23 protein-coding genes and 1 pseudogene are annotated in these 21,488 nt (G+C 61.5%); 3 read left to right on the plus strand and 21 right to left on the minus strand.

The features are described from left to right. Positions 1-80: 80 nt before the first annotated feature. From F1002_RS03750 to F1002_RS03775, 6 genes are all read right to left on the minus strand, one after another. Entirely contained in the window at positions 81-1,664 is a 1,584-nt protein-coding gene (locus tag F1002_RS03750) for an RNA-directed DNA polymerase (protein WP_150427673.1), read from the minus strand. Between the two features lie 47 nt (positions 1,665-1,711). Next, complete coding sequence (locus tag F1002_RS03755; RefSeq protein ID WP_223879441.1) at positions 1,712-2,443, minus strand: 3'-5' exonuclease; 732 nt, start codon at positions 2,441-2,443, stop codon at positions 1,712-1,714. A gap of 260 nt (positions 2,444-2,703) precedes the next feature. After that, positions 2,704-3,039, minus strand: coding sequence for a hypothetical protein (locus F1002_RS03760; protein ID WP_150427674.1), 336 nt, complete (start codon positions 3,037-3,039; stop codon positions 2,704-2,706). Further along, the gene (locus F1002_RS03765) at positions 3,036-3,380 is read right to left on the minus strand and encodes a hypothetical protein (protein WP_223879442.1); all 345 of its coding nucleotides are present in this window, start codon (positions 3,378-3,380) and stop codon (positions 3,036-3,038) included. The genes F1002_RS03760 and F1002_RS03765 overlap by 4 nt, the downstream gene beginning before the upstream one ends. Before the next feature lie 262 nt (positions 3,381-3,642). Continuing rightward, complete coding sequence (locus tag F1002_RS03770) at positions 3,643-5,628, minus strand: acyltransferase family protein (protein WP_150427675.1); 1,986 nt, start codon at positions 5,626-5,628, stop codon at positions 3,643-3,645. A gap of 166 nt (positions 5,629-5,794) precedes the next feature. Then, on the minus strand, positions 5,795-6,694 hold the full coding sequence (locus F1002_RS03775; protein ID WP_150427676.1) for a LysR substrate-binding domain-containing protein: 900 nt from the start codon (positions 6,692-6,694) through the stop codon (positions 5,795-5,797). Positions 6,695-6,796: 102 nt separating this feature from the next. Here F1002_RS03775 and F1002_RS03780 point away from each other — a divergent pair, with 102 nt between their 5' ends. Together F1002_RS03780 and F1002_RS21475 are read left to right on the plus strand one after the other, a co-directional pair. Next, entirely contained in the window at positions 6,797-7,195 is a 399-nt protein-coding gene (locus tag F1002_RS03780; RefSeq protein WP_150427677.1) for a tautomerase family protein, read from the plus strand. A gap of 18 nt (positions 7,196-7,213) precedes the next feature. Then, positions 7,214-7,576: pseudogene (locus tag F1002_RS21475) on the plus strand (EamA family transporter); the annotation flags it as partial. Here F1002_RS21475 and F1002_RS21375 read toward each other — a convergent pair. The 13 genes from F1002_RS21375 to F1002_RS03845 all read right to left on the minus strand — a co-directional run bounded on the left by F1002_RS21375 (position 7,508) and on the right by F1002_RS03845 (position 17,013). After that, positions 7,508-8,032: a hypothetical protein gene (locus F1002_RS21375; RefSeq protein WP_191090314.1), complete on the minus strand. Its 525-nt coding sequence runs from the start codon at positions 8,030-8,032 to the stop codon at positions 7,508-7,510. The pseudogene F1002_RS21475 and the gene F1002_RS21375 overlap by 69 nt on opposite strands. Before the next feature lie 53 nt (positions 8,033-8,085). Beyond that, entirely contained in the window at positions 8,086-9,477 is a 1,392-nt protein-coding gene (locus F1002_RS03790) for a 4Fe-4S binding protein (protein ID WP_150427679.1), read from the minus strand. Beyond that, entirely contained in the window at positions 9,470-10,273 is an 804-nt protein-coding gene (locus F1002_RS03795) for an FTR1 family protein (RefSeq protein WP_150427680.1), read from the minus strand. Before F1002_RS03795 ends, F1002_RS03790 begins: the two co-directional genes overlap by 8 nt. 77 nt (positions 10,274-10,350) lie before the next feature. Further along, positions 10,351-10,683, minus strand: coding sequence for a cupredoxin domain-containing protein (locus tag F1002_RS03800; RefSeq protein WP_150427681.1), 333 nt, complete (start codon positions 10,681-10,683; stop codon positions 10,351-10,353). 7 nt (positions 10,684-10,690) lie between these two features. Further along, positions 10,691-12,160 carry a carbohydrate porin gene (locus tag F1002_RS03805; protein WP_150427682.1) on the minus strand — a complete coding sequence of 490 codons (1,470 nt, stop codon included), beginning with the start codon at positions 12,158-12,160 and terminating at the stop codon, positions 10,691-10,693. Positions 12,161-12,163: 3 nt separating this feature from the next. Next, complete coding sequence (locus F1002_RS03810; protein ID WP_150427683.1) at positions 12,164-12,709, minus strand: iron transporter; 546 nt, start codon at positions 12,707-12,709, stop codon at positions 12,164-12,166. A gap of 125 nt (positions 12,710-12,834) precedes the next feature. Then, positions 12,835-13,260 (minus strand): biopolymer transporter ExbD, encoded by a 426-nt coding sequence (locus F1002_RS03815; protein WP_150427684.1) that lies wholly within the window; start codon positions 13,258-13,260, stop codon positions 12,835-12,837. A 1-nt stretch (position 13,261) separates the two neighbouring features. After that, on the minus strand, positions 13,262-14,005 hold the full coding sequence (locus F1002_RS21435) for a MotA/TolQ/ExbB proton channel family protein (protein ID WP_150427685.1): 744 nt from the start codon (positions 14,003-14,005) through the stop codon (positions 13,262-13,264). A gap of 1 nt (position 14,006) precedes the next feature. Further along, complete coding sequence (locus F1002_RS03825) at positions 14,007-14,648, minus strand: energy transducer TonB (RefSeq protein ID WP_150427686.1); 642 nt, start codon at positions 14,646-14,648, stop codon at positions 14,007-14,009. 102 nt (positions 14,649-14,750) lie between these two features. Further along, positions 14,751-14,927, minus strand: coding sequence for a hemin uptake protein HemP (gene hemP / locus F1002_RS03830; RefSeq protein ID WP_150427687.1), 177 nt, complete (start codon positions 14,925-14,927; stop codon positions 14,751-14,753). A gap of 99 nt (positions 14,928-15,026) precedes the next feature. Continuing rightward, positions 15,027-16,331, minus strand: a complete 1,305-nt coding sequence (locus tag F1002_RS03835) for a DUF2325 domain-containing protein (RefSeq protein WP_150427688.1) — start codon at positions 16,329-16,331, stop codon at positions 15,027-15,029. Positions 16,332-16,394: 63 nt separating this feature from the next. Continuing rightward, positions 16,395-16,823, minus strand: coding sequence for a hypothetical protein (locus F1002_RS03840; protein ID WP_150427689.1), 429 nt, complete (start codon positions 16,821-16,823; stop codon positions 16,395-16,397). After that, entirely contained in the window at positions 16,807-17,013 is a 207-nt protein-coding gene (locus F1002_RS03845) for a hypothetical protein (protein ID WP_150427690.1), read from the minus strand. The genes F1002_RS03840 and F1002_RS03845 overlap by 17 nt, the downstream gene beginning before the upstream one ends. A gap of 529 nt (positions 17,014-17,542) precedes the next feature. Here F1002_RS03845 and F1002_RS03850 point away from each other — a divergent pair. Further along, positions 17,543-19,177 (plus strand): methyl-accepting chemotaxis protein, encoded by a 1,635-nt coding sequence (locus F1002_RS03850; RefSeq protein WP_150427691.1) that lies wholly within the window; start codon positions 17,543-17,545, stop codon positions 19,175-19,177. A 164-nt stretch (positions 19,178-19,341) separates the two neighbouring features. Here F1002_RS03850 and F1002_RS03855 read toward each other — a convergent pair whose 3' ends face one another. Next, positions 19,342-20,970 (minus strand): NAD(P)/FAD-dependent oxidoreductase, encoded by a 1,629-nt coding sequence (locus F1002_RS03855; RefSeq protein WP_150427692.1) that lies wholly within the window; start codon positions 20,968-20,970, stop codon positions 19,342-19,344. Between the two features lie 9 nt (positions 20,971-20,979). Then, on the minus strand, positions 20,980-21,429 hold the full coding sequence (locus F1002_RS03860; protein WP_150427693.1) for a cytochrome c: 450 nt from the start codon (positions 21,427-21,429) through the stop codon (positions 20,980-20,982). Positions 21,430-21,488 lie beyond the last annotated feature (59 nt).

The following is a 21,488-nucleotide window of genomic DNA, read 5'->3' on the forward strand; positions in this document are numbered from 1 at the left end:
GGCTGCTTGCGGAACAACGAATCCGAAAATCGGTTGGGGAAGGGGGTTAAAAGGAGCGTATGGAGTGGCTATCTGCTTTTCTAAAAAGGTATTTCAAATTCATCGTCAAAGTCGAGTTCTAACTTTTGGGGTTCGGGTAGCGGTGGGGTGTCAGGCGTATCGGCCAGAACCCATTCGATCATCCATTTTTCAAGCTGAGAAATAGTTGCATGGTTCTTGAGCGGCTTTAACCATGCATTTCTTTCGTCGGAGCTCATAATTTGGGCCGAGTATAGAATTGCCCTCCTATCCCACGAAGCATAGTTAAATAACGAGTCTTTTTGTTCTCTTACCCACGCAAGGTTCCGCGTACAAACAGCGGCTCGCGCGAGATAGGTTATCCGCTTATTTGAATGTAACACCTGACGTAAATTTCGGTCTTTTGCAAGGTGTGGGTGTTTGCTAATTAGCCATGAAAACCATTCGTTTGTCCCTGGTGTTTCAAGTAAACGTTGATTTTCTAAGTGTATAATTGTTTTGGTTAATGATTCTGGGTCGCATGTATCTATTATTGAGTCGAGATATAAAGCGACATCGTTGATAACTGGGCGAAAAAAATCGCAATTATCCATAAGTATTTCGGCGATATCTGGAATTCTATGAGCCCTGGCTCTTCGAATAATTGCCCGAGCAACGCCTAAGTCTAAATTTTCAAATTTAAGTATTCTTTGGATAGCATCCGTTAAGCGTTCACCAATGTCTGTGCGGACACTTTCTATAACATCTTCAACTTGAAAGGTGTACGGGTTAATAACTTCGATTTCATGCAGGATATCTAATTTTTCAAGCTGATACTGATTGTTTAGCTCAGATTGGATGAATTCTTCCGAGCCAATGATTTTTGTTTTGTCGCTGACGAGCCCGAGACGATGGTTTTGATGAAGATATAGCGTGAGGTTTTGTAAAATATTATCAAGGTGGAGGGTGGTGTTTGAAAATATTCGAATGTCGTCTACATATCTAACATGGTCGACATTTAAATTCATGATGAACTGATCAACATCAATAAGAGCAGCCTCACTCATAACAATGCTTGCTGCGGGTCCAACTGGGATTCCCTGCGATGCTTTCGAGTTAATCCCAAGCAAGAAATTTTCCACCGATTTTCCAGCATTTTCCGTAGAAGCCATCGATAGTGCGTTACCCAATCGATGAAGATAAATTCTGTTGTAGAAATCTGAAATATCTGTAACTAATACATATTTGTAAATCTTGGCCAGTTCTTCACATCTAATTCTGTAATCAGAAAACCCAGAGCCTTTGACAAAGAATCCTTTTGCGTCTGGAGATATGCGGTATGAGCAAGCAACATTTTCCCGAGCGGGAATTCGATGTTCTTCTATTTTTATCGATAAACTGCGAGCGACAGCTGTGTAACAAATAGCATCAAGTGGGTCCATTTGATGAACTATTCGATATCCGCCGCGTGGTTTCTTCCAGGGAATTGCTAAAGGCGGAACATTTGATGCAAGTTTTGTTTTGTCCATCGCTTTAAAGTCATCCCAGCGATGCCAAATGCACTCGAACTCAAATGGTTTCGGGAAGAAATCGGAGTCGTAGTATGCGGTCAAGTGTCTTCGCGCAAAATCTAAAGACTCATCGGTCAGTAACTCATGTAAAGCCATAAGTGTCGCTTTCTATTGATGCAACTCTTGGTCCAATAAGTTGCGGGCTAGTTCTGCTCGACTATTACCAATTCCCTTGTTGCCCGCGTCATCGCCACATACAACAACCGCGCCCCCTCATCCTTCCGCGCCTCATCCATGTTGCTGCGCTCAACTCCGGGTATCGCCACCAGCGGAAACTCCAGCCCCTTGCAGCTATGCATCGTCAGAAACTTCACGGTGTCTTCCTTTTCGGCGAAGGTAATGTCGTCCTGATAGGTGACGGGGATGCCGGCTTTGCGTAGTGTCGCCAGCACCGGTTTGCCGATGCCGTAGTCTCGGTAAATGACGGCCATGTCGCTCCACGGGGTGCCGGTCTTGTGGGCTTCCTTGAGGTGTCGGGCGATGTAGTCGGCTTCTTCCTGTAGCGTCGGCAGCTTGATGACCAGCGGTTTGGGGCCGTGGCGGCCGGCGCTGATGGGGGCGACGAGGGGGATTCCGTCTTCGTCCGAGGCGCTGGGCTTGAGCAGGTCGCAGGCGATGCCGCTGGCGAGTTCGAGCACTTCCTGCGTGTTGCGGTAGTTGATCTTGAGGATGGTGGTGCGGCCCTGGGCCTGGATGCCGAGGCTCTTGAAGCTGATCTTGCCGCGTTTGTCGCGGCCGTAGATGGATTGGGCGTCGTTGTAGAAACAGCGCAGCCAGTCGTCTTCGAGCTTTTGTTCGAGGCGGTAGGCGAGGCGGCGTTCGCCACCCGTCATGTTCGAAACGCAGGTTCCGATTGCCGGAATCAGTGCAGCCAAGAACTCCCCCTACTGTTTTTGTATGTTCTTGGCGTTTGATTATGTCATGCGTTCATGCTGCATGAGTGTGAAAAACTTGGCGAAAGGCGCTTCAGGTGTGGAAAAGCGCAACTTGCCTGATTTTCGCGGCAATTTGTGCTGCCTTGTTGGCTTGAGCACGGGATTTCGTGCCAGATGTGGGGATGGTCGCGCCGGTTATTGGAAGGTCGCGCGGAAGGCAATAAGGGGGCGGCCCCTTATTGCCCTGAAGGCTGTTGCTGTTAGCGTGCGCGAATCGCCTTGGCTCGCAGTTCGGTGCAGTACGACGTACCGACGAAGCCGTAGGACCAGCGTTCCTGCACCTCGACATCGGTGATGAAATCGCCGCCGGCCTTGGCTTCAAGCTGGCTGTAGGCGGATTCCAGGCGACCATTGATGGCGATCGGGATGAACAACAATAGTTGGAAACCGCAGGCTTCGGCCGTAATGGTGCGGGATTCGCCGGTCGGTACCTTGCCGGATACCGGGCTGCCCAGCATGACGGGCTTGCCGGCACAACCGGCCAGCAGGGCCAGAGCCATCGTCGCGGTGGCAATACGTAGCGTCAGCTTGTTCATTTGACGGCCTCCCCGCTGATGGTGACACAACGGGCGGTGCCGATCAGCCACCAGAACCAGTCTTCTTTCATCGTCACATTGGTGAGCGACTTGGCGCCCGGCACTTTGTTGAGGGCGTCGATATAGGCATTCTCGACCCGGCTGTTCAGGCCCATCGGAATGACGTAATAGGCGGTTGCCACAATGCCCTGGCTGCCGCAGGCCTGGCCGCTGGTCTGGCCCAGGCTCTGGTAGTTATCCGGCGGCGTCGGTGACACCTTGGTAAAACCGGACGCACAGGCACCCAGCAACAGTGCCATCAGCAGCGGCGCTGCGACGGTGACGCATTTTTTGAAATTCATCTTCCCTCCCTGGTTTTCGCAATCGATATGAATACGGAGCTATCAAACGAATGCCGTATTCATACGTGATTGTGCGCGTCAAACGACCGCCAGGCAATCGTTTCCAGTTGTAGCGATGACTTCGGTATGCCGGAATTCAACAGCTTGGTTGCTTTGGCGAAATGGGCGTTGAATACGTGCAGTGCACCGATGGCGGCCGGATACGTTTGTTGCGGCCGAAAAAGTTATGGCCGGGTTTGGCGGAAGCGTTCGAAGCTTGGGTTCATTGGCCGCCTGAACGGGGCTGGATAGGGCTTTCAGCGAAGACCCGGCTAAACATCGGAACCAGCAACTTGTTGCCAGTCTCGCTGAGATGGTCGTCATCGTTATAGATCGGCTGCAAGTCGCGGCTGCCATAACAGCGCTCGGTATCGCACAACTGCTCGGTCGGGTCGAGAATGGTCACGCCGCACAGTCGTCCCGCCTCATCCTGGGCTTTCCATACCCAGTGGTTTCGAGCCAGATATTCTGTCCGGGGAATGGAAACATCCTCGCGAAAACCGAATCCCAGTCGCCGCGACAGAACCTTGGGTACATCAAAACCCATTTCCGGAATCGGGCGAACCAGATAAACCTTGCGCCGTTTTGCCGCATGGCAGGCCGTTTGTACGATAGCGTTGGCATATTCCGCGAAGATCCGCTCATCACGCTGCTCATAAGGTATCGAAAAATAGACGTCGGGCCGCGAAGTTGGCTTGCCGTCTTCATTGGCACCAAACACATTCGCGGCATAACGATTGACAATGACGACGGGCATATCCGCCGGTAGTTCGTCGAGGCGTTCCGCTGCCCACTGAATGAAGCCCTCGCACGAATAGTCATTCTTTTGCCGTGCCTTCGCTTCCGGGATGGCTTTCAGGCCCAGCACATACGTGCAACCGCTATACGACCATTGCACGACACCGGCCTGCTGCCCGCCGGCTGCGGAAAGCGCCGTGACGGTCGCTGACGTGTGACTGTCGCCCAGCGCGAGGACCCGCCATTCTTCGCCGCCCCAGACGCACGATGGGGATTGGCGCCCGCTCATGGTGTGGCATTGATCCCGCCTTGGGTTGACGTTGGATGACGCGGCCGCGACGCTTTCCACTTCCGGTCCAAGCCGTCCTTCGATTCCTTGCGCCAGCCGAACCGCGACAGCCAGCGAGGCAGGAACGGCAACGGCGACGCTGGCAACGCCCCAGAAACGTCGTGGAGACAAGCGGCCCATATAGCGCCTTATGGGCAGCTCGACCCATTGGCAGGAAGCGTGGCCGAGCAGAAAGGTGGCCGCGATCCCTGCCGCGATGGCCAATGGATTGTGCCGCTGTTCGACGAACGCCAGGGCTACCACCATCGGCCAGTGCCATAGGTACAGCGAGTACGAACGATCGCCAAGCCATTGCGCCGATGGGAAGGTGGTCCAGATTGAGCGCTCTCGGTGGGCGCCCAGAATCATCATGGCCCCCAATACCGGAATGGCTGCCCGCCAACCCGGCCACGGAGTGAGGCCATCGAAGAGCAGGATGGAGAGAACGATCAGCACGAACCCGGAGAACTCCAAGACCGCTTTCGCCCGGACTCCCAGCGCCAGATGCCTGGCCAGCAAAAACACCAATCCGCCGGCCAGCATTTCCCAGGCGCGTGCCGGCAGAAGATAGAAGGCGCTGCTCGACGATTCGGCGGTAAGCAGCACCGAGGCAGCGAACGATAGCGCCCCGCCAAACAGGACGACCAACAATTGCGCGCTACGCCCGGGCCGCAAGCGCCATGTAGTGGCCAGGACGATGGGAAGCAGCAGGTAGAACTGCCATTCGACAGACAATGACCACGTGTGCAGAAGCCATTTGTCGTGGGAGGCGACATCGAAGTAGCCCGCCTCGCTCCAGAACTTGATGTTGGAGAAGAAGCCCAGGGCGGAAATGACATGGGTCGCCAGTGTTTTGTAATCCAGCGGCGCCAAAACGAGATAGCCGATCAAAAGCATGACCGTGCATAAAACCAGCAACGCCGGCACGATTCGTCTCACGCGTGCCGCGTAAAACGACAGTACGGAAAATCCGCCGACTTCGAGGCCTTTGATGACAATGGACGTCATCAAGTAGCCGGAAATCACGAAGAACACGTCGACGCCGATGAATCCACCGGAAAATCCGGGTAATCCAAAGTGGTACAGGATGACCGCCATCACGGCCCAGGCCCGCAGACCATTGATATCCGAACGAAACGTCATCGCGACCTTGGTTTCAAATATTCAGTTTGTATGGATTATAAGTTACACGATCCGATCGATATTCAAGCAAGAAGTCGGCTTTTTGCAGGATGAACAAGGCATTCAGTTAGTGCGATCTTCCGCGCCGGGGATGAGCGCATCTGGCCGATTGCAGCCAGATTCCCGGTTACTGTCCGGTTCGTTTCCCCATCGCCTCCCCAATCATCTCGGTAAAACGCCGTGCCGCCGTTGCCGGTATTCCGGGAGCGTAGGCCGCCAGCAGGCGGGCGGGCGGCAAGGAGGGGAGGGAGTGGCCGCCAAACTGGGTGATTTTGGCCATCTCCGGGCCGAGCAGGCTTTCCGGCAGTGCGGTGATGCCGAGGCCGCAGCGGACCGCGTGGCTGAGGCCGGTGACGCTGTGGCCGGTGTAGGCGAGTGACCATGCTTGGCCGGCGCGGGCCAGGGCGGCGCTGATGGCGAGGCGGAAGACGCAGTTTTCGCCGAACAGGGCCAGCGGCCGGCCGGCCTCGTCGGGGGCGCTCAGGCTGTCGCGGTAGGCGCTGCCGGCCATCCACGCCAGCGGTTCCTGCCACAGCACTTCGCTGTCGGCCGGAGCGCTGTCGCCGCAGTGCTTGTAGAGCGCGACGTCGAGCGATCCGGCGGCGAGCGCCTGCTGCAGGGCCTGCGAGGTGTCGGCGTGGAGGGTCAGGCGCAGGCGCGGATAGAGCGTGCGGAAATGCGGCATGACGGCCGGGAAGACGCTTTCCATCAGCTCCTCGGGCAGGCCGATGCGCAGCGTGCCGATTTCGGCGTCCTGGGCGACGGTGGCGTAGGCTTCGTCGTTGAGACGCAGGATTTGCCGGGCGTAGGCGAGGAGCGCCGCGCCTTCGGCTGTCGGGCCTTCGACACGCCCCTGCACCCGTTGCAGCAGGGTTTGCCCGAGAACCTGTTCCAGCCGCTTGATCTGCAGGCTGACGGCCGATTGCGTGCGGCCGAGCTGGGCGGCGGCGGCCGAGAAGCCGGCGCTATCGACGATGCAGGCAAAGGCGCGGAGGGCTTCGATATCGAGATGGCGGCGTGGCATCATTTCTATTCGTTGTTTTGAACCGTTATTAAACAATTTTTGTAATGTAAGGGTAGTCGCTACAGTCTCCTTGACGCAAGTTCATTTCACCTCAAGGAGAACCGCATGCCCTTCATTCGCATTACCCTCGGCAAGGCCGTCAGGCCTTCGCAACAGCAAAGCCTGGCCCGCCGGGCAACCGACCTGATCGCCGCCATACTGCACAAGCGGGCGGAGGTGACAGCGGTTCAGGTGGTGATGGCCGGGGCCGACGCCTGGTGCATCGCCGGCGACGTCGTGCCGGCCGTACAAACGCCGTCGCACGTCCAACTATTCATTACCGAAGGCACCAATACGCCGGCCGAAAAGGCGGAGATGATCGTCGCCCTGCATCGCGTGCTCGAGGAAACCTGCGGGCCATTGCCGGAAGCGAGCTATATCGTCATTCACGAAGTACCTGCCGGTAACTGGGGTTATGGCGGACTGACCCAGGCGGCACGCCAGCAGGTGCGGCAGGGTCTTTGAGGCATGGCGACCCTGGCGATGCGCGGCGCGCCGGCCGATGACCGCTGGTTGGCGGTGGCCTTCGTTACGCTGTCCGGCGCCGGCTTTGTCGGCGCCCGTCTTGGGCTGCCCCATGCCGAACCGTTTGTCTTTCTGGCGCTGCGCTTCGGGATTGCCGCCATCATCCTCGCGGCGATAGCCGTTGCCATCGGCAGGGATGTGCCGCGCGATCCGTGGCAATGGGGGCATATCGTCGCCGCCGGCCTGCTCACCGTGGGCGTTTTCTCGGCCGGCGTGTTCTATAGCATTGCCGGTGGCGTCTCGCCGGCCTTGTCAGCGTTGATCGTTGCCCTGCATCCGATTGTGGTCGCCGTGGCGGCGCCAGCGCTGCTCGGCGAGCAGGTGGGGGCACGGCAGTGGCTGGGCTTGCTGCTCGGGCTGGGCGGCGTGTTTCTGGTCGTCGGGCACGGGCTGGTACTCGATCCGTCCCTCGGCTGGCCGGTCGCCTGTTCCTTCATCGGGTTGTTCGGCATGTCGGCCGGCAACCTGTACCAGAAGGCGCGTTGTGCCGACATGCCCCTGTTTGCCGGCAGTGCGGCGCAGTGCGCCAGCTGTGCGCTGGCCTGTGGTCTGGGTGCGGCGGCGTTCGAAAGCGGGCACATCGCGTGGACCGGTGAGTTCCTCATGGCGGTAGGGTGGATGGCGATCGTCGTCTCGGTCGGCGCGGTCAGCATTCTCTATGTGCTGATCCGGCGCGGCGAGGTCAGCCGGGTGGCCGGGCTGTTCTATCTCATCCCGGTGGTTGCCGCCCTGGCCGCCTGGGCGCTGTTCGGGCATGGCCGTGGCCGGCAGCGGCATGTTGCTGGTGACGCGGCGGCCGGGGTGATTCGGTTTTCCGGCCGCCGATGGCCTTACCAGACGAAGAAGACCAGGCTCCACAAGGTGGCCATCAAGGCCACGGGCAGGGTCATGGCAAGACTGGCAATGCTCTTGCCGAGGAAACCGGCGGCGGAGCGGCGTACCAGTTGCAGCGCCAGCCAGAGCGCTCCGGCGGAGCCCAGGCCGAGCAGCGCGATGCGGAAGGTCGGCAGCCAGCCGAGCCACAGGTGTTCGGCCTTGAGGTGGGTGACGGTCAGCATCGACAGGCCGAGGATGACGCTGGCGGCGGCCATGGGAGCGAGTGCGAGGGCGAAGCGCTGCCAGCTCAGGTGTTCGGTCTTGAGCAGGCGGGCGGCGATGGCGGGGCCGACGAGGAGCAGGCTGCCGAGCAGGAAACCGCCGCCGATCAGGTAAGTCAGGATCAGCGCGCCGTCGAGCCAGGTGAACAGGTCGTTGGCTTCCGGGTAGTGGGTGAGCAGCCACCACGGCACGTCGTTGTCGAGCAGGGCGAAATGGTCGCGTTCGACCAGCCATTCGGCGATGGCCAGCTTCATGTGCAGGAACCACGGGCTGACCGTCCATTGGAAGGCGGCGGTGGCGACGCCGAGTACGCCGTAGACCAGGGTCAGCACGTCCGGCGTCTTGGCCGGGTTGTTGAAATCGAGCACTTCCGAGAAGGGCGAACGCCAGGACAGGGCGATGGCGTCGCGCTGGCCGGCACAGCGGCCGCAGCTATGGCATTCGCCGGCGCTGGTCATGCGCCGGATGTCGACCAGCGGTGCGCAATTGACCGGCTGGACTTCGCCTTCGTAACGATCCCAGGCGGTGCGGTCGACCTTGTAATGCAGCGGGGCAATCTTGGCCAGTACGGCGAAGACGCCGGAGGCCGGGCACAGGTAGCGGCACCAGATGCGCTTCTCGCGGCCGTAGAGCAGGCCGATGACGACGGCGGCGACGGTCGATCCGCCCAGCACCAGCAGGGCGGCCTGCGGGTATTCGTAAACGCTGACCAGCTGGCCGTAGACGGTGGTGCAGATGAAGGCGACAAAGGGCCAGCCAGCCCACTTGAGCCAGCCGGGCAGCGCCTTGCCGCGGCCGTACCGGCTGATCCATTCGGAAACGAAGCCTTCGGGGCAGAACAGGCCGCACCAGACGCGGCCCATGGTCACCGTGGCGATCATCACGCCCGGCCACCACAGGCCCCAGAAGCAGAACTGGGCGAACAGGCGAAGGTTGTCCCAGATGTGGGCGTCTTCCGGCGGCAGCGGCAGGAAGGCCGGAATGATCACCAGCCCGGTATAGACCACGACGACCAGCCATTGCACGGCGATGATCGGGCCACGATGCTTGCGCAGCCACAGGCCGAGGGCTTGCAGCCGGCTGCGCGGCTGGCTCGGGTGAAAAGTCAGGATATGCTCAGCCACGGGAAGTCCTCCGCCAGGCGAACAGCACGACACCCCAGTAGGTGGCCCAGACCAGCAGTTCGGACAGCGACGGACGGGCGCGATAGCCGGAGAAGTCGGCGATCAGCTTGCCGCCCTTGGTGGTGTCGTCGAGCAGCAGCGAGGTATCCCACACCGGGTCGAGCAGCGGCGGCAGGTAGCCGGCGCCGATCAGCCGGTCGAGGGCGGCGACGAGCAGTGCCGAGGCCAGTACCAGCAGCAGGATGGACGACAGGCGCAACAGCAGGGCGATGTTCAGTTTGGCCAGGCTCTTCGCGGTGACCCAGGCGGTCAGCGCGGCGACGGCCAGGCCGGTGACGGTGCCGAAGGCGAGAGCGCTCAGCTCGCCACCCTGGGCCAGGCCGTAGAGGAAGATCACCGTTTCGGCGCCTTCGCGGGCCACGGCCAGCGCCGCCACCACAGCCACCCCGAAGTGGCCGGATTTCTCGGCGGCGGCGGCGAGGTCGGCATGCAGGCGGGCCTTCATGGTTCGGCCGTGCTTGCGCATCCACAGCACCATCTGGGTGATCAGGCCGGCGGCGACGAACAGCGTGGCGGTCTGGAACAGGTCCAGCGCCTCGCCGGTCAGCTCGTCCTGAACGCCGAGCAGCGCCCAGCCGAGCAGGCAGGCGAGACCGACGCCGGCCCCCAGACCGAGGAACAGGGCGCGCTTGCCCTTGCCCGTGTCGTCGTTGGCCTGCAACCAGGCGTAAAGGATGCCGGCGATCAGGAAAGCTTCGAGGCTTTCCCGCCAAACGACAAAAAATGCGTTACCCATGCTGTGCTCCGTATTTGCTGGCTTGGTGGTCGGTTACGAGAAAGACCACGGTTTTCATATGGCTGGCTGCGGATGGCTTATTTGGCGACGATGCGGGCCTGTCCGGTTTCCGGGTGGAAGTCGTCGAAGAACTTGTAGGTCCCCGGCTTGAGCGGGAAGAACACCATGCTGCGGGTGACGCCTGGGGCGAGCACGAGCTCCTTCTTCAATTCCAGGCTCTCGAATTCCGCCGCGCCCGGTCCTTCGTTCTTTATTTCCAGGCGGAAACGGGTGTTGGCGGGAACCTCGACGGCCTCGGGGATGATGTGGCCGTTCTTCATCAGGACCTTGAAGGTCGGCATGTCGTCGGCGACGGCGCAGCCTGCTGCGAACAGCAGGGCCAGCGCGGCGGAATGGAGAGCGTGTTTCATGTCTTCCTCAATAGGAAATGTTGGCGCGGACCGCGAAGACCTTGACCGACTTGGCATCGGCATTCCCGCCACCGTTGGTGACGTACTGGAAGTCCGGCGACAGTTCGAATTGCGGCGACAGGCGGTAGCGGTAATAGATTTCCATCACCTTCTCGGCCCCCTGTGGGGTGAACGCATAGGCCAGCTGGCTCTGGTTGTCGTCCAGCCAGGCCGATTGCGCGCTGGTACGGTAGGCCTTGCCGGCTTGCAGCCAGGCGCCGGCGATACCGATGGCGTCGGCCCCCCGGTTCCAGTAGCCACCCGAGAATTCGGCGCCGACCGTGGCGGCCTGGTTGAAGGACAGCTCGCCCTTGATCATCTTGCCGTAGCGGGCGAAGACGGTGACGCCGTCGCCAATGCGCTGGTCGATGGAGACGCCGATGCCGGTGTGGCGGGCGGTGTCGCCGGTGTATTCGATCCCCTGGCTGCGGTTCCAGCCGTACAGGCGGTAATTGCCGGGCAGGCCGTCGAAGCGCAGCTGTTTTTCCACCTGCGCCATCAGCAACGGCGACGCCAGGCTGTGCTGGTAGTTGGCGCCCTTGCTGCCGGCGCCGAAAACGCCGAACGATACGCGCCACGGTTGCGGCTTGTCGAACCAGTTGAGGTAGGACGCGACGAAGCCCGGCTGGAAGCCGTTGGCATCCACCCCGACTTCGCGGCCGGCATCGAGCAGCGGGTTGTGCAGGAAGACGGAATTCAGGAATTGCTTCGACTCGTCGCCGGCACCCTTGTTCTGGTCGAAGAAGCCGAAGATGTCCATCTTGCCGAAGGTCAGCTCCAGCGTTTCCCGCGAGTAAGGCTTGAAGCCGAACAGCGGCAGGGGAATGGCCGCCTGATACCAGGCCTGGCCGAGGATGGTTACCGAATCGTCCGGGCTGGCGCCGGAGGCGCGGAAGGCAAGTGCGTTCGGGGTGTTGGCGAACAGCCGAAGATTCGAGAAGGGGGCGTTGAGACCGAGGCCCTGGCCCATGCGCAGGTGGGCGAACAGCTTGTGTTCGATGTCGCCGACCGGCTTGAGCGGCAGCTCGACCGAAATGTCGGCCCGGTAGTTCAACTGGCTGGTACCGTTTTCCACGCTATCCGGCAAACCGATGGCCTTCTGGCCGACGGTAGCCAGCGAAGCGCCGACCTTGATGCCTTCGAGGCCTTCGGCGATCTTCTGGGCCTTTCTCATGTTCAGCTGGTCTTTTTCCACCCCCTTCAGGCGCACCGTCAGTTCCGGCTCGTTCTCCGACAGGCGGGGGCTGTCCAGCGCCTGGGCGACCCTGGTGTTCTCGCCCTTCAGCGACTGGACTTCCTTTTCCAGCTCGGCATTGCGGGATTCGAGCTTTTCCATGCGTTCCATGAGCTTTTGCAGCATGGCGGCGTCGGATGCGGCCAGTGCGGGCATGGCCAAGCCCGCCGCGACCAGCGCAGCGGTCAGTTTGGCGAGCTGCATGGCTTAGTACCCGCCCTTCTTGCCGATACCGACATAGGTGAATTCGTATTCGACTTCGATGGGCTTGAACCACGGGCGAACGCCGGTGGCGCGGTCGGTGTGGCGGCCGAAGTGGGCATGCGGGTTGGCCGACGGCGGCAGGACGTTGTACTTCACCTTGTACTTGCCCGGACCGGCCAGTTTCACGTTGTCGCCGTAGTGCGGGCCGTCGTTGGCGACCATGGGCATGAATTCGCCGGCGACCTTGTAGTCGCTGCCGATCTTGGTGACTTCGAACTTGACGACGAGGTAGGGAATCCACGCGCCTTCCTCGAAGCCGTTCGGGTTGTTGGCCAGCGCGTGAATATCGGCCTCGAGGTGGATGTCGGAATCGGACGCCTTGCGCATGTGGCCTTCCGGTTCCATTTCGACCGGTTGCAGGTAAACGGCGGCGATTTCCATACCGGCCCGTTGTTGCGGCACGCCGATCGGGTATTCGATGGCGAGGGCCGGTGCGGACAGCGTGGCGACCAGCGCGAGGCCGGCGATGAGTTTCTTGGCGAATTGCATGACTTGCTCCCTGAACTCCCCTGGCTGGCTGCCTTGAACTCGTCCGCTATCTGATGTGGCGGATCTTCTGCGGGCAATCTGGCTTGAGGATGACTGCGTTGATGAAAATGACTGAAAAATCGTGCTTAGCGTTGCTCGTTACCGGGTTGAGTGACGAAACCGATCTTGGTGAGACCGGCCCGACGAGCTGCGCTCATCGTTTCGGCGACCGTTTCGTAGCGCGTATCCCGGTCGGCCTTGAGGTGCATCTCGACATTGGCGTCCTGGGCCACGGCTTCGCGGAATTTCTGCTCCAGGCCGTTGCGGTCGACCGTGGCGTTGCCGACATAGATCAGGTTCTCGCCGGTGATCGACACCTGCAGCGTCATCGGCTTTTCCGGCGTCGGCGTGCTGGCGGCGCGCGGCAACTCGACCGGGACCGAGTGCGTCATCAACGGCGCGGTGATGATGAAGATGATCAGCAGCACCAGCATCACGTCCACCAGTGGCGTCATGTTGATTTCCGCCGTCGGCATCTGGCTGCCGGTCGAATTGAAGGAACCGATGGCCATGTTATGCGGCCTCCGTGGCGGCACGGGCGCGCATCGGGTGAATCTGGGCGCTGTTGGCGACGAAGGGCTTGCCGACGGTGAAGAAGGCGTGCAGGTCGTGGGCGAAGGCGTCGAGATCGGCCAGCACGACGCGGTTGGCGCGGGTGAAGGCGTTGTAGGCGAAGACGGCGGGCAGCGCGACGGCGAGGCCGGCGGCGGTCATGATCAGCGCCTCGCCGACCGGGCCGGCGACCTTTTCCAGCGCCGCCTGGCCGGACAGGCCGATGGCGACCAGCGCGTGGTAGATGCCCCACACCGTGCCGAACAGACCGACGAAGGGCGCGGTGGCGCCGGTGGTGGCGAGCAGGGTCAGGCCGTTCTCCATGCCGGCCTGGGTGGTGGACAGCTGCTGGCGCAGGGCGCGCTCCATCTGCTCGGCCGGGTCGAAGCGGGACGCCAGGCGGCCGGTGACGGCTTCGCATTCGTGGTTGCAGCAGTTGGCCTGCTCGGCGAGCTGGGCATAGGGGCTGTCTTCGCCGCCCTGGCGCAGCTTTTCGATGCCTTCGGCGACGCTGGTCGCCGCCCAGAAACCGGCAACTGCCTTGGCGGCACGGCGGGTGCGATACCAGTCCCAGGCCTTGGCCAGGATCAGGTACCAACTGGCGATCGACATGGCGGCCAGGACGTAGGCGACGCTATGCGAGACGATGTCGCCGGACGCCCACAGGTGGGCGAAGCCGAAGGCGTTTTGTGCGGTTTCCTGCATGTTATTGCTCCAATTTGAAAATGATCGGGACCAGTACCCAGCTCTGCACGGCGGTGTCGCCGCGCTTGGCGGGAATGAATTTCCAGTTGCGGACGGTCTTCTGTGCCGAATCGTCCAGGCGCTGGCTGCCGGATGAGGTCTTGATCTCGACGTTGTCGGCCGTACCTTGCGCGCTGACCGAGACGCGCAGGATGACCTTGCCTTCTTCGCCCATGCGCCGGGACAGCGGCGGGTAGGGCGGGGCCGGGTTCTTGAGGTAATCGGCATCGAAGCGGGCCTGGACGACGGGCTCGGGAGCCGGTGGGGCGGGCGGCGCGGGTTTGATTTCCGGTGGCGTGGCAACGGGTGCCGTCGGTGCCGGGGCGCTACTTTGCGTGGCTTCGATGACCGGGACCGGCTGGGGGCGTTGCGGTGTCGTTTGCTGGCGTACCGGTTGTGGCTTGACGACCGGCAGCGGCTTGGTTTCGGGCGGTTTTTCCTGCGCTGGCTGGATCAGGTCGACGACCAGCGGCATTTCCATGATCTGCGGTACGACCGTCTTGCTGGCCATGACAATCAGGATGACCCCGATGTGGGCGCCGACAACGATCCCGAGAAGACCGCCGCGGCGGGCTGTGGGTGGGCGGGAGAGGGCGTAACTCATAGGTTTTGCTTCAGTGTCGCCCCATAGCACGGCAAAAAACCCTTGGCTTGCTGGCGTTCGGCTTGCTGGCTGTGGGAACGAGAGGTTTACAACGGAGGGAAACTACTTGGTCAGGATCAGCTTGTTTTCACGAGTCACACGCAGCAGGTAGCGCTGGCCGGCGTGTTCGATTTCAACGGCCGGGGCGCCGCGCATGAGTGTTCCGCTATCGATGCGCGGGCGCTGGGCGCCGGGGAGGCTGGCCAAGGTCGGGGCGGGCGGTTTGGGCTGGTTGTTCATGGCGCTAAAAACAAACGAGAATGGTTTGCATTATTTAGTTAATGAGAATTATTGTCAACAAATGTTTGGGCATTACGAGAGTTGCCGGTATCTCCGGGTTCAACCGGTCGCGGCGCCTGTCGTTTCTTCGCCGCACAGGTCGGCGAGAATCCGCCCGAAACCGGAGACGCCGCCGCGTTTGACGAAGAGGCAGGGCTTGCCGGTCCGCTTGCATTGCTCCTTTACCCGCCAGTAGGCGTTGTGGCTGATGCAGCCGGACTGGCAGATGACCAGGTCGGCTGCCGCCAGCGCGCCGTCGATCCGGTGCAGGCTCTCTTCCAGTCCGCCGTCGTGGTGCAGGAAGCGGCCGCCCTGGCGCTCGACCGCATCGCGGTAGGCATCCATGGCGCCGGAGCGGCCGCCGACACACAGCACGCACTTGCCATCGAGCGATTCGGCGGCGCTTTCTCGCAGCGATGCCGCGTTCGGTATCGGTGGTTTCACGGTATCCACGGGGCGGTCAGCCGTATTTCCCCGTTCGTCAAGCTGGCGGCTCAGACGTTCCAGCATGTCCGCCTGGTCGCGGCATTGGGCGACCAGCGCGCTGGCCCGTGCTTCGGCATCCTCGGCGCGGCGGGCCAGGGCTTGCCGCTGGCGCAGATCGGGAATGCTGTCGCGCAGCTTGGCCAGATCGGCCGACAGGCGGGCAATGCAGGCATCCCGTCCGGCCTGCTCGGCGCGCAGTTCGGTCAGCCGTTCGCCCAGGGCCCGGGTCTCGCTGGCCTTTTCGTTGCGGGCCGCTTCGGCATCCTGGCGCAGGGTGTCGACCTGGCGGCGCAGTTCGGCATTTTCCGCTCGCAGTGCCTGCAGCGCCTTGAGGTCGGTGCGCGTTCCCGTGCCGACCTGATGCTGGATCATGTGGATGTCACCGTAGATTTCGTGCTCCAGCAGGCTGTCGCAGGCCGGGTGTGTCCACGCCGCCCATAGTGCGCCGGGCAGTTCCATGCCGCTGGCCACGGCTTCCTGCCACAGGCGGCGCACGCCTTCTGCTGTTTTGCTGGTGGCAAAGCGGCGAACGGTCAGGGCGTAGCGTTTTTCCAGCGTTTTATGCAGCAGCTCGGCGAGTGCCGTGCGGCTCTCGCAGGCGCCGACGGCGGTCGTGTGCAGCACGAAGTCGCTGGTGTCGCGGGGCAAATGCATGACTTTATTCATCAAGGTGCGCAGCTCGTTCACCGCGAAGCAGGTGCCGACGACCGGGCAGTGGAATTTATGGGGGATATCCCAGAGATGGCGGCGACGGGATGAGTTCACCGTCTCCGGCTGCTCGGCCTGCGGGCGATTGAGAAAGCCGGTATCGATTTCCGGGGCGGGGGCGTTTTTGGCGGCGAACAGGCCGCCGGCGACATGAAACGGGTGATCGGGCATGGTCAGACTCCGGGCAAGGCAATTGGCTGGCTGACCGGGGTTCCCGGGGGGCTGGCTGAGGGATCAGGTGTTGGCGTCTTCGGAGACGCGGGTTTGCAGATGGTCGAGCGCACGAGCCCGCGCCGTGCGCAGGCGTTCGCACTCGCCATGGGCGATACGCAGGCTGCGGTTGAGGCGGCAGACCCGACGGGCGGCATCGATCAGAGCGTCGTTTTCGGCACGCAAGGCCACCAATTGCTGGCCGAGGGCGACGATGGTCTGTCCATTTTCGAGTTCGTCCAGGCGCTGGCGCAATTGCCGCTTTTCCTCGGTCAGGCGATTGATCTCGTTGGTTAGCGTCACGCTTTCGCGAACGCCTTTGATGGCCGCTTGCCGCAGCGCCTGGCGGGCTTCGCGAAGGGCCTTGCGCAGCCGGGTTTCCGCTGCGCCTTCCGGGTCGCTGTCTGCGCCTGAGCGCGCCAGGATGCTGCGATCCTTAAGCGGGGCAAGCATGGCGATTCTCCTGGCAGGACAGGCGAGCGCTGGCTCGTTCGCAGAGCTTGCGGGTGTCATCGTCGATATCGTCTGCATCGCAGATCTGGTCGAGCAGGCGGGCGGCGTTGTGCGCCGAGTGGATGCAGCCGGTTTCTTCGTGCAACAGCAGCAGGCTCAAGGCACCGGCCCATATTTCGCGGGAAGGCATGGCGTGCTCCTCAGGCCGGAAAGGCGATGACCAGCGCTGCGCCGAGCAGCAGGGCGGCAATCGAGACGTGAACGATCAGGCTGTTCATGGCACCTCCAATAGATGAGAACTATTCTCATCATAAAGATTTTTTCTTGGTTTGCAAATGAGAATTGTTACTGTTTGTGACAGGTGGATGCCGATCATTGCGATCATGCTTCTCAACGCTACTCGCCGGCTACCGGGGACTGCCAGGGTATGCCGCGATGATCAAGGCTGCATGCGGCTTTCCGGGTGGTTTCGGCATCTTCAACCCCATCCTGATCTGATCGCCAATCAATCGCCAGTTACCGGTGTTTTCGACGTGTGTAACAGAGTTGAAAAATTGAAAACGAAATGTCGAAAATATAGAAATTTATCAACTTGTCAGGTTTTGGTCAGTAAGCAGCCTCAATATCGGATCAGTATCTATTACTTTAGTAATTGATAATTAGAAGCTGGCAGATTGCTGGCACGAGGTTTAGCTGGAAACATTGATCGAGGAGGCATTATGCTGAAAAACATGGCTATCGGACTGCGCCTGGCGCTGAGTTTCGGTCTGCTGACACTGCTGGTTGCCATTATTGCCGGCGCCGGTATTTATCAAATGTCTCAAATAAATGAAAAATACAATGAGATAGCCAACGTCAATACGCCGGAAAAGGAATTGGCGCTGCGTTTGCGCATCATTCTCGACGGTCGGGCGCTGCTCGGTAACGAGGTGGTACTCGCCCACGATGCCGCCGGTCGGACGGCCGCGATCGAACGGCTGGCCAAATTGCGTGAGGAATTCAGTACGACGCACGATGCCCTGGAAAAGATGTTCAAGGAAACCGGTGGTCTGCCCAAGGAATTCGCGCAGCTGGAAAAGGTGATGGTGGCCAACAAGGAAGCCCGCGCCATGGGCGACAACATGGTCAGCGCCGCAGTCGCCGGCAAGGAGAACGAAGCGCAAAGCATCGCGCTGGTCGTGCGCAAGGATCTGAACAAGGTGCGCGACGAACTCGAGGCACTCTCCAAAATCGAGGACGAGTTGAACGCCGAGGCGATGAAGGAGGCGCTCAGCGCCTACAACACCGCCAAAACCCAGATGAGCACGTTGCTCGTCGTCGCGCTGATCATTGCCGTGGGCGGTGCGCTATTCATCACCCGTTCGATCGTCACGCCGGTTTCCCAGGTGCTGCAGGCCGTCGAATCGATTGCCGCCGGCGACCTGACGGTGACGCTTGACCCGCAAGGCAAGGACGAGATCGCTCGCCTTGAAGCAGGGGTCAAGAGGATGAGCGAAGCCCTGCGCAACGCCATCGGTCAGGTCCGTACCAGCGCCGACCGCGTGGCCTCGACCTCGGGCGAGCTGAGCGGTGCGGCGCAACAGGTGCGCAGCAGTTCCGAAGAACAGTCCGAATCCGCTTCGGCCATGGCTGCAGCCCTCGAACAGATGTCGGCCAGCATCAGCCACGTCGCCAGCCTGTCGGGCGATGCCCGCCAACTGGCCCAGACCGCCAGCGAAGGCGCCACTGCCGGGGCCAACCAGATCGCCGCCCTGATCGCCGAAATCGGCCGCCTGTCGCAAACCATGGAAGAAAGCGCCGCCAGCGCCCATGAACTGGGCAGCGAATCGGAACGCATTTCGACCATTGTCAGCGTCATCAAGGACGTTGCCGACCAGACCAACCTGCTCGCCCTCAATGCCGCCATCGAAGCCGCCCGTGCCGGCGAAATGGGCCGCGGCTTCGCCGTCGTCGCCGACGAAGTGCGCAAGCTGGCCGAGCGTTCCGCCACCTCAGCTCAGGAAATCACCCAGATGGTGAACACCATTCAGGGGCGCAGCCGCAGCATGACCAACAGCATGGAAGCTACCGTGACGCAGATGCGCGAAGGCATGGAAAAGGCCCGCCATGCCGGCGAATCCGTCCGCGAAATCGATGAAGGTGCGCGCCGCGTCACCGGCGTCATCGACGATGTCGCTTCGGCACTCAGCGAACAGTCAAGCGCCAGCCAGGAGCTTGCCAACCGCGTCGAGAACATCGTCCAGATGATCGAGGAAAACCACACCGCCGTCGGCGCCGTCGCCGGTTCGGCCCACGAACTGAGCGGGCTCTCCGACGGTCTGGTCGAAGCCGTTGCGCGCTTCCGCACCGCTTGATCCAGCGACCCGGGCTACCCGCCCGGAAGTCTCCTCTTGCCGCCCTTCGGGGCGGCTTTTTTTTGTGAAGATACAGGCTGCATCGGCCGAACGGCCAAGGACCTCAGTCCGCCGGTATCAAGCTCCTACTTCGATGAAGGAGGAGGCGAGCGGAATGCCGATGCTCATGCGGCCTGGGTCGGAGAGGCGAGCATGGAAAGAGCGACGGCTTCGGCGACCTTGATGCCGTCCACGCCCGCCGACAGGATGCCGCCCGCGTAGCCGGCCCCTTCACCTGCCGGGTAGAGGCCGCGGGTGTTGATGCTCTGGAAATCGGGGCCACGCTTGATGCGGATGGGGGATGAGGTGCGCGTCTCGACGCCGGTGAGTACGGCATCGGCCATGGCGAAGCCCTTGATCTGGCGGTCGAAGGCGGGGATGGCCTCGCGCAGGGCTTCGGTTACGTAGGATGGAACGCAGCTCGCCAGGTCGGTCCAATGGACCCCCGGCTGATAGGACGGTTCGACATTGCCTTGTGCCGTGGATGGACGGCCGGCGAGGAAATCACCGATTTTTTGCGCCGGGGCGCTATAGTCGCCACCGCCGGCGACGAAGGCTGCCGATTCCCAGTGGCGCTGGAAATCCATGCCGATCAGCGGGTACTTCTTGAAATCGCCGGGGAAATCGGCGGGATCGATATTCACGACCAGCGCCGAGTTGGCGTTGCGTTCGGCACGGGAATACTGGCTCATGCCGTTGGTCACGACGCGGCCGGGTTCCGAGGTGGCGGCGACGACCTGGCCGCCGGGGCACATGCAGAAGCTGTAGGCGGCACGCCCGTTCTTGCAGTGGTGCACCAGCTTGTAGTCGGCGGCGCCGAGGATTTCGTTGCCGGCATTGGGACCGAACCGGGCGTGGTCGATCAGCGTTTGCGGGTGTTCGACGCGGAAGCCGATGGCGAAGGGCTTGGCTTCGACGTAGACGCCACAGTCATGGATCATCTGGAAGGTATCGCGGGCGCTGTGGCCGACAGCGAGCACGACGTGGCGGCTCATCAGGCGCTCGCCGCCGGCGAGTTCGACGCCGAAGACCTGCCCATCCTCGCGCAGCAACTTGTCCACCTTGGCCTCGAAGCGGATTTCGCCGCCCAGGTCGACGATGGTCTGGCGGATGTTCTCGACCATCTTGACCAGCCGGAAGGTGCCGACGTGCGGCTTGCTGACGTAGATGATTTCCTCGGGGGCGCCGGCCTTGACGAACTCTTCCAGCACCTTGCGGCCGTAGAAGTTGGGATCTTTGATCTGGCTGTACAGCTTGCCGTCCGAGAACGTGCCGGCACCACCTTCGCCGAACTGGACGTTCGATTCCGGATTCAGCGTGTTCTTGCGCCACAGGCCCCAGGTGTCCTTGGTTCGCTCGCGGACGATCTTGCCGCGCTCCAGCACGATGGGACGAAAACCCATCTGGGCCAGGAGCAGGGCGGCCATGAAGCCGCAAGGGCCCATGCCGATGACGATGGGGCGCTCGGAGAGTCCGGCCGGCGCCTGGGCGACGACCTTGTAGGCCATGTCCGGCGTCGGGCTGACGTTGCGGTCGCCGTGCAGGCGCTTGAAGACGGCCGCTTCGTCGCGCAGGTCGCAATCGAGCGTGTAAATCAGCGAAATCGCCGATTTTTTGCGGGCATCGTAGCCGCGCCGGAAAATGCTGAAGCCCAGCAGCTCGCCATCGGCAACGCCCAGGCGCTGGAGGACGGCCGGGCGCAGGGCGTCTGCGGCATGGTCAAGAGGCAGCTTCAGTTCGGTGATGCGCAGCATGGGTTTTCCTCAGCGGACCTTGAACTGCTTGTGGCAGGACTTGCAGCTGTCGTGCACCGCGTCGTAGGCCTTCTCGATACCGGTCTTGTCGCCGCCCTGGACGGCAGTCTGCAGCTTGTCGGTGGCGGCGATGAAGCCTTGCTTTTCCTTCTCGAAGGCTTCCGGCTGGTTCCACACCTCCGGCGTCGCCTTGGTCGGCGGGTAGTTGGTGTCGGGGCCGAAGTGGCTCCACGGCAGATCGCGCTTGGCGACCAGTTCGGCCGTGAATTTTCCGAAACGCTCGGCGTCGTACGAGCCCTTGCGCAGCATCACGCCCATCGGTTCGAAGGACTTGATGATCTCCTTGAAGGCTTGCTGGCGCTGCTTGACCGGCTGCCCGGGGCGGGTGTCCTCGGGCTCGCCGCAGGCGGCGAGCAGGGTGACGGACAGGATGAGGGCGGCACGTAAGACGGCGGGCATGGGCGGGGGGTGTCGTGAAATCGGGAGGCGACGATTATACGTGCTGCCCGTGGGCCGCA

The sequence above is a fragment of the Dechloromonas sp. CZR5 genome (genome assembly GCF_008711155.1).
Taxonomy (GTDB): Bacteria; Pseudomonadota; Gammaproteobacteria; order Burkholderiales; family Rhodocyclaceae; genus Azonexus.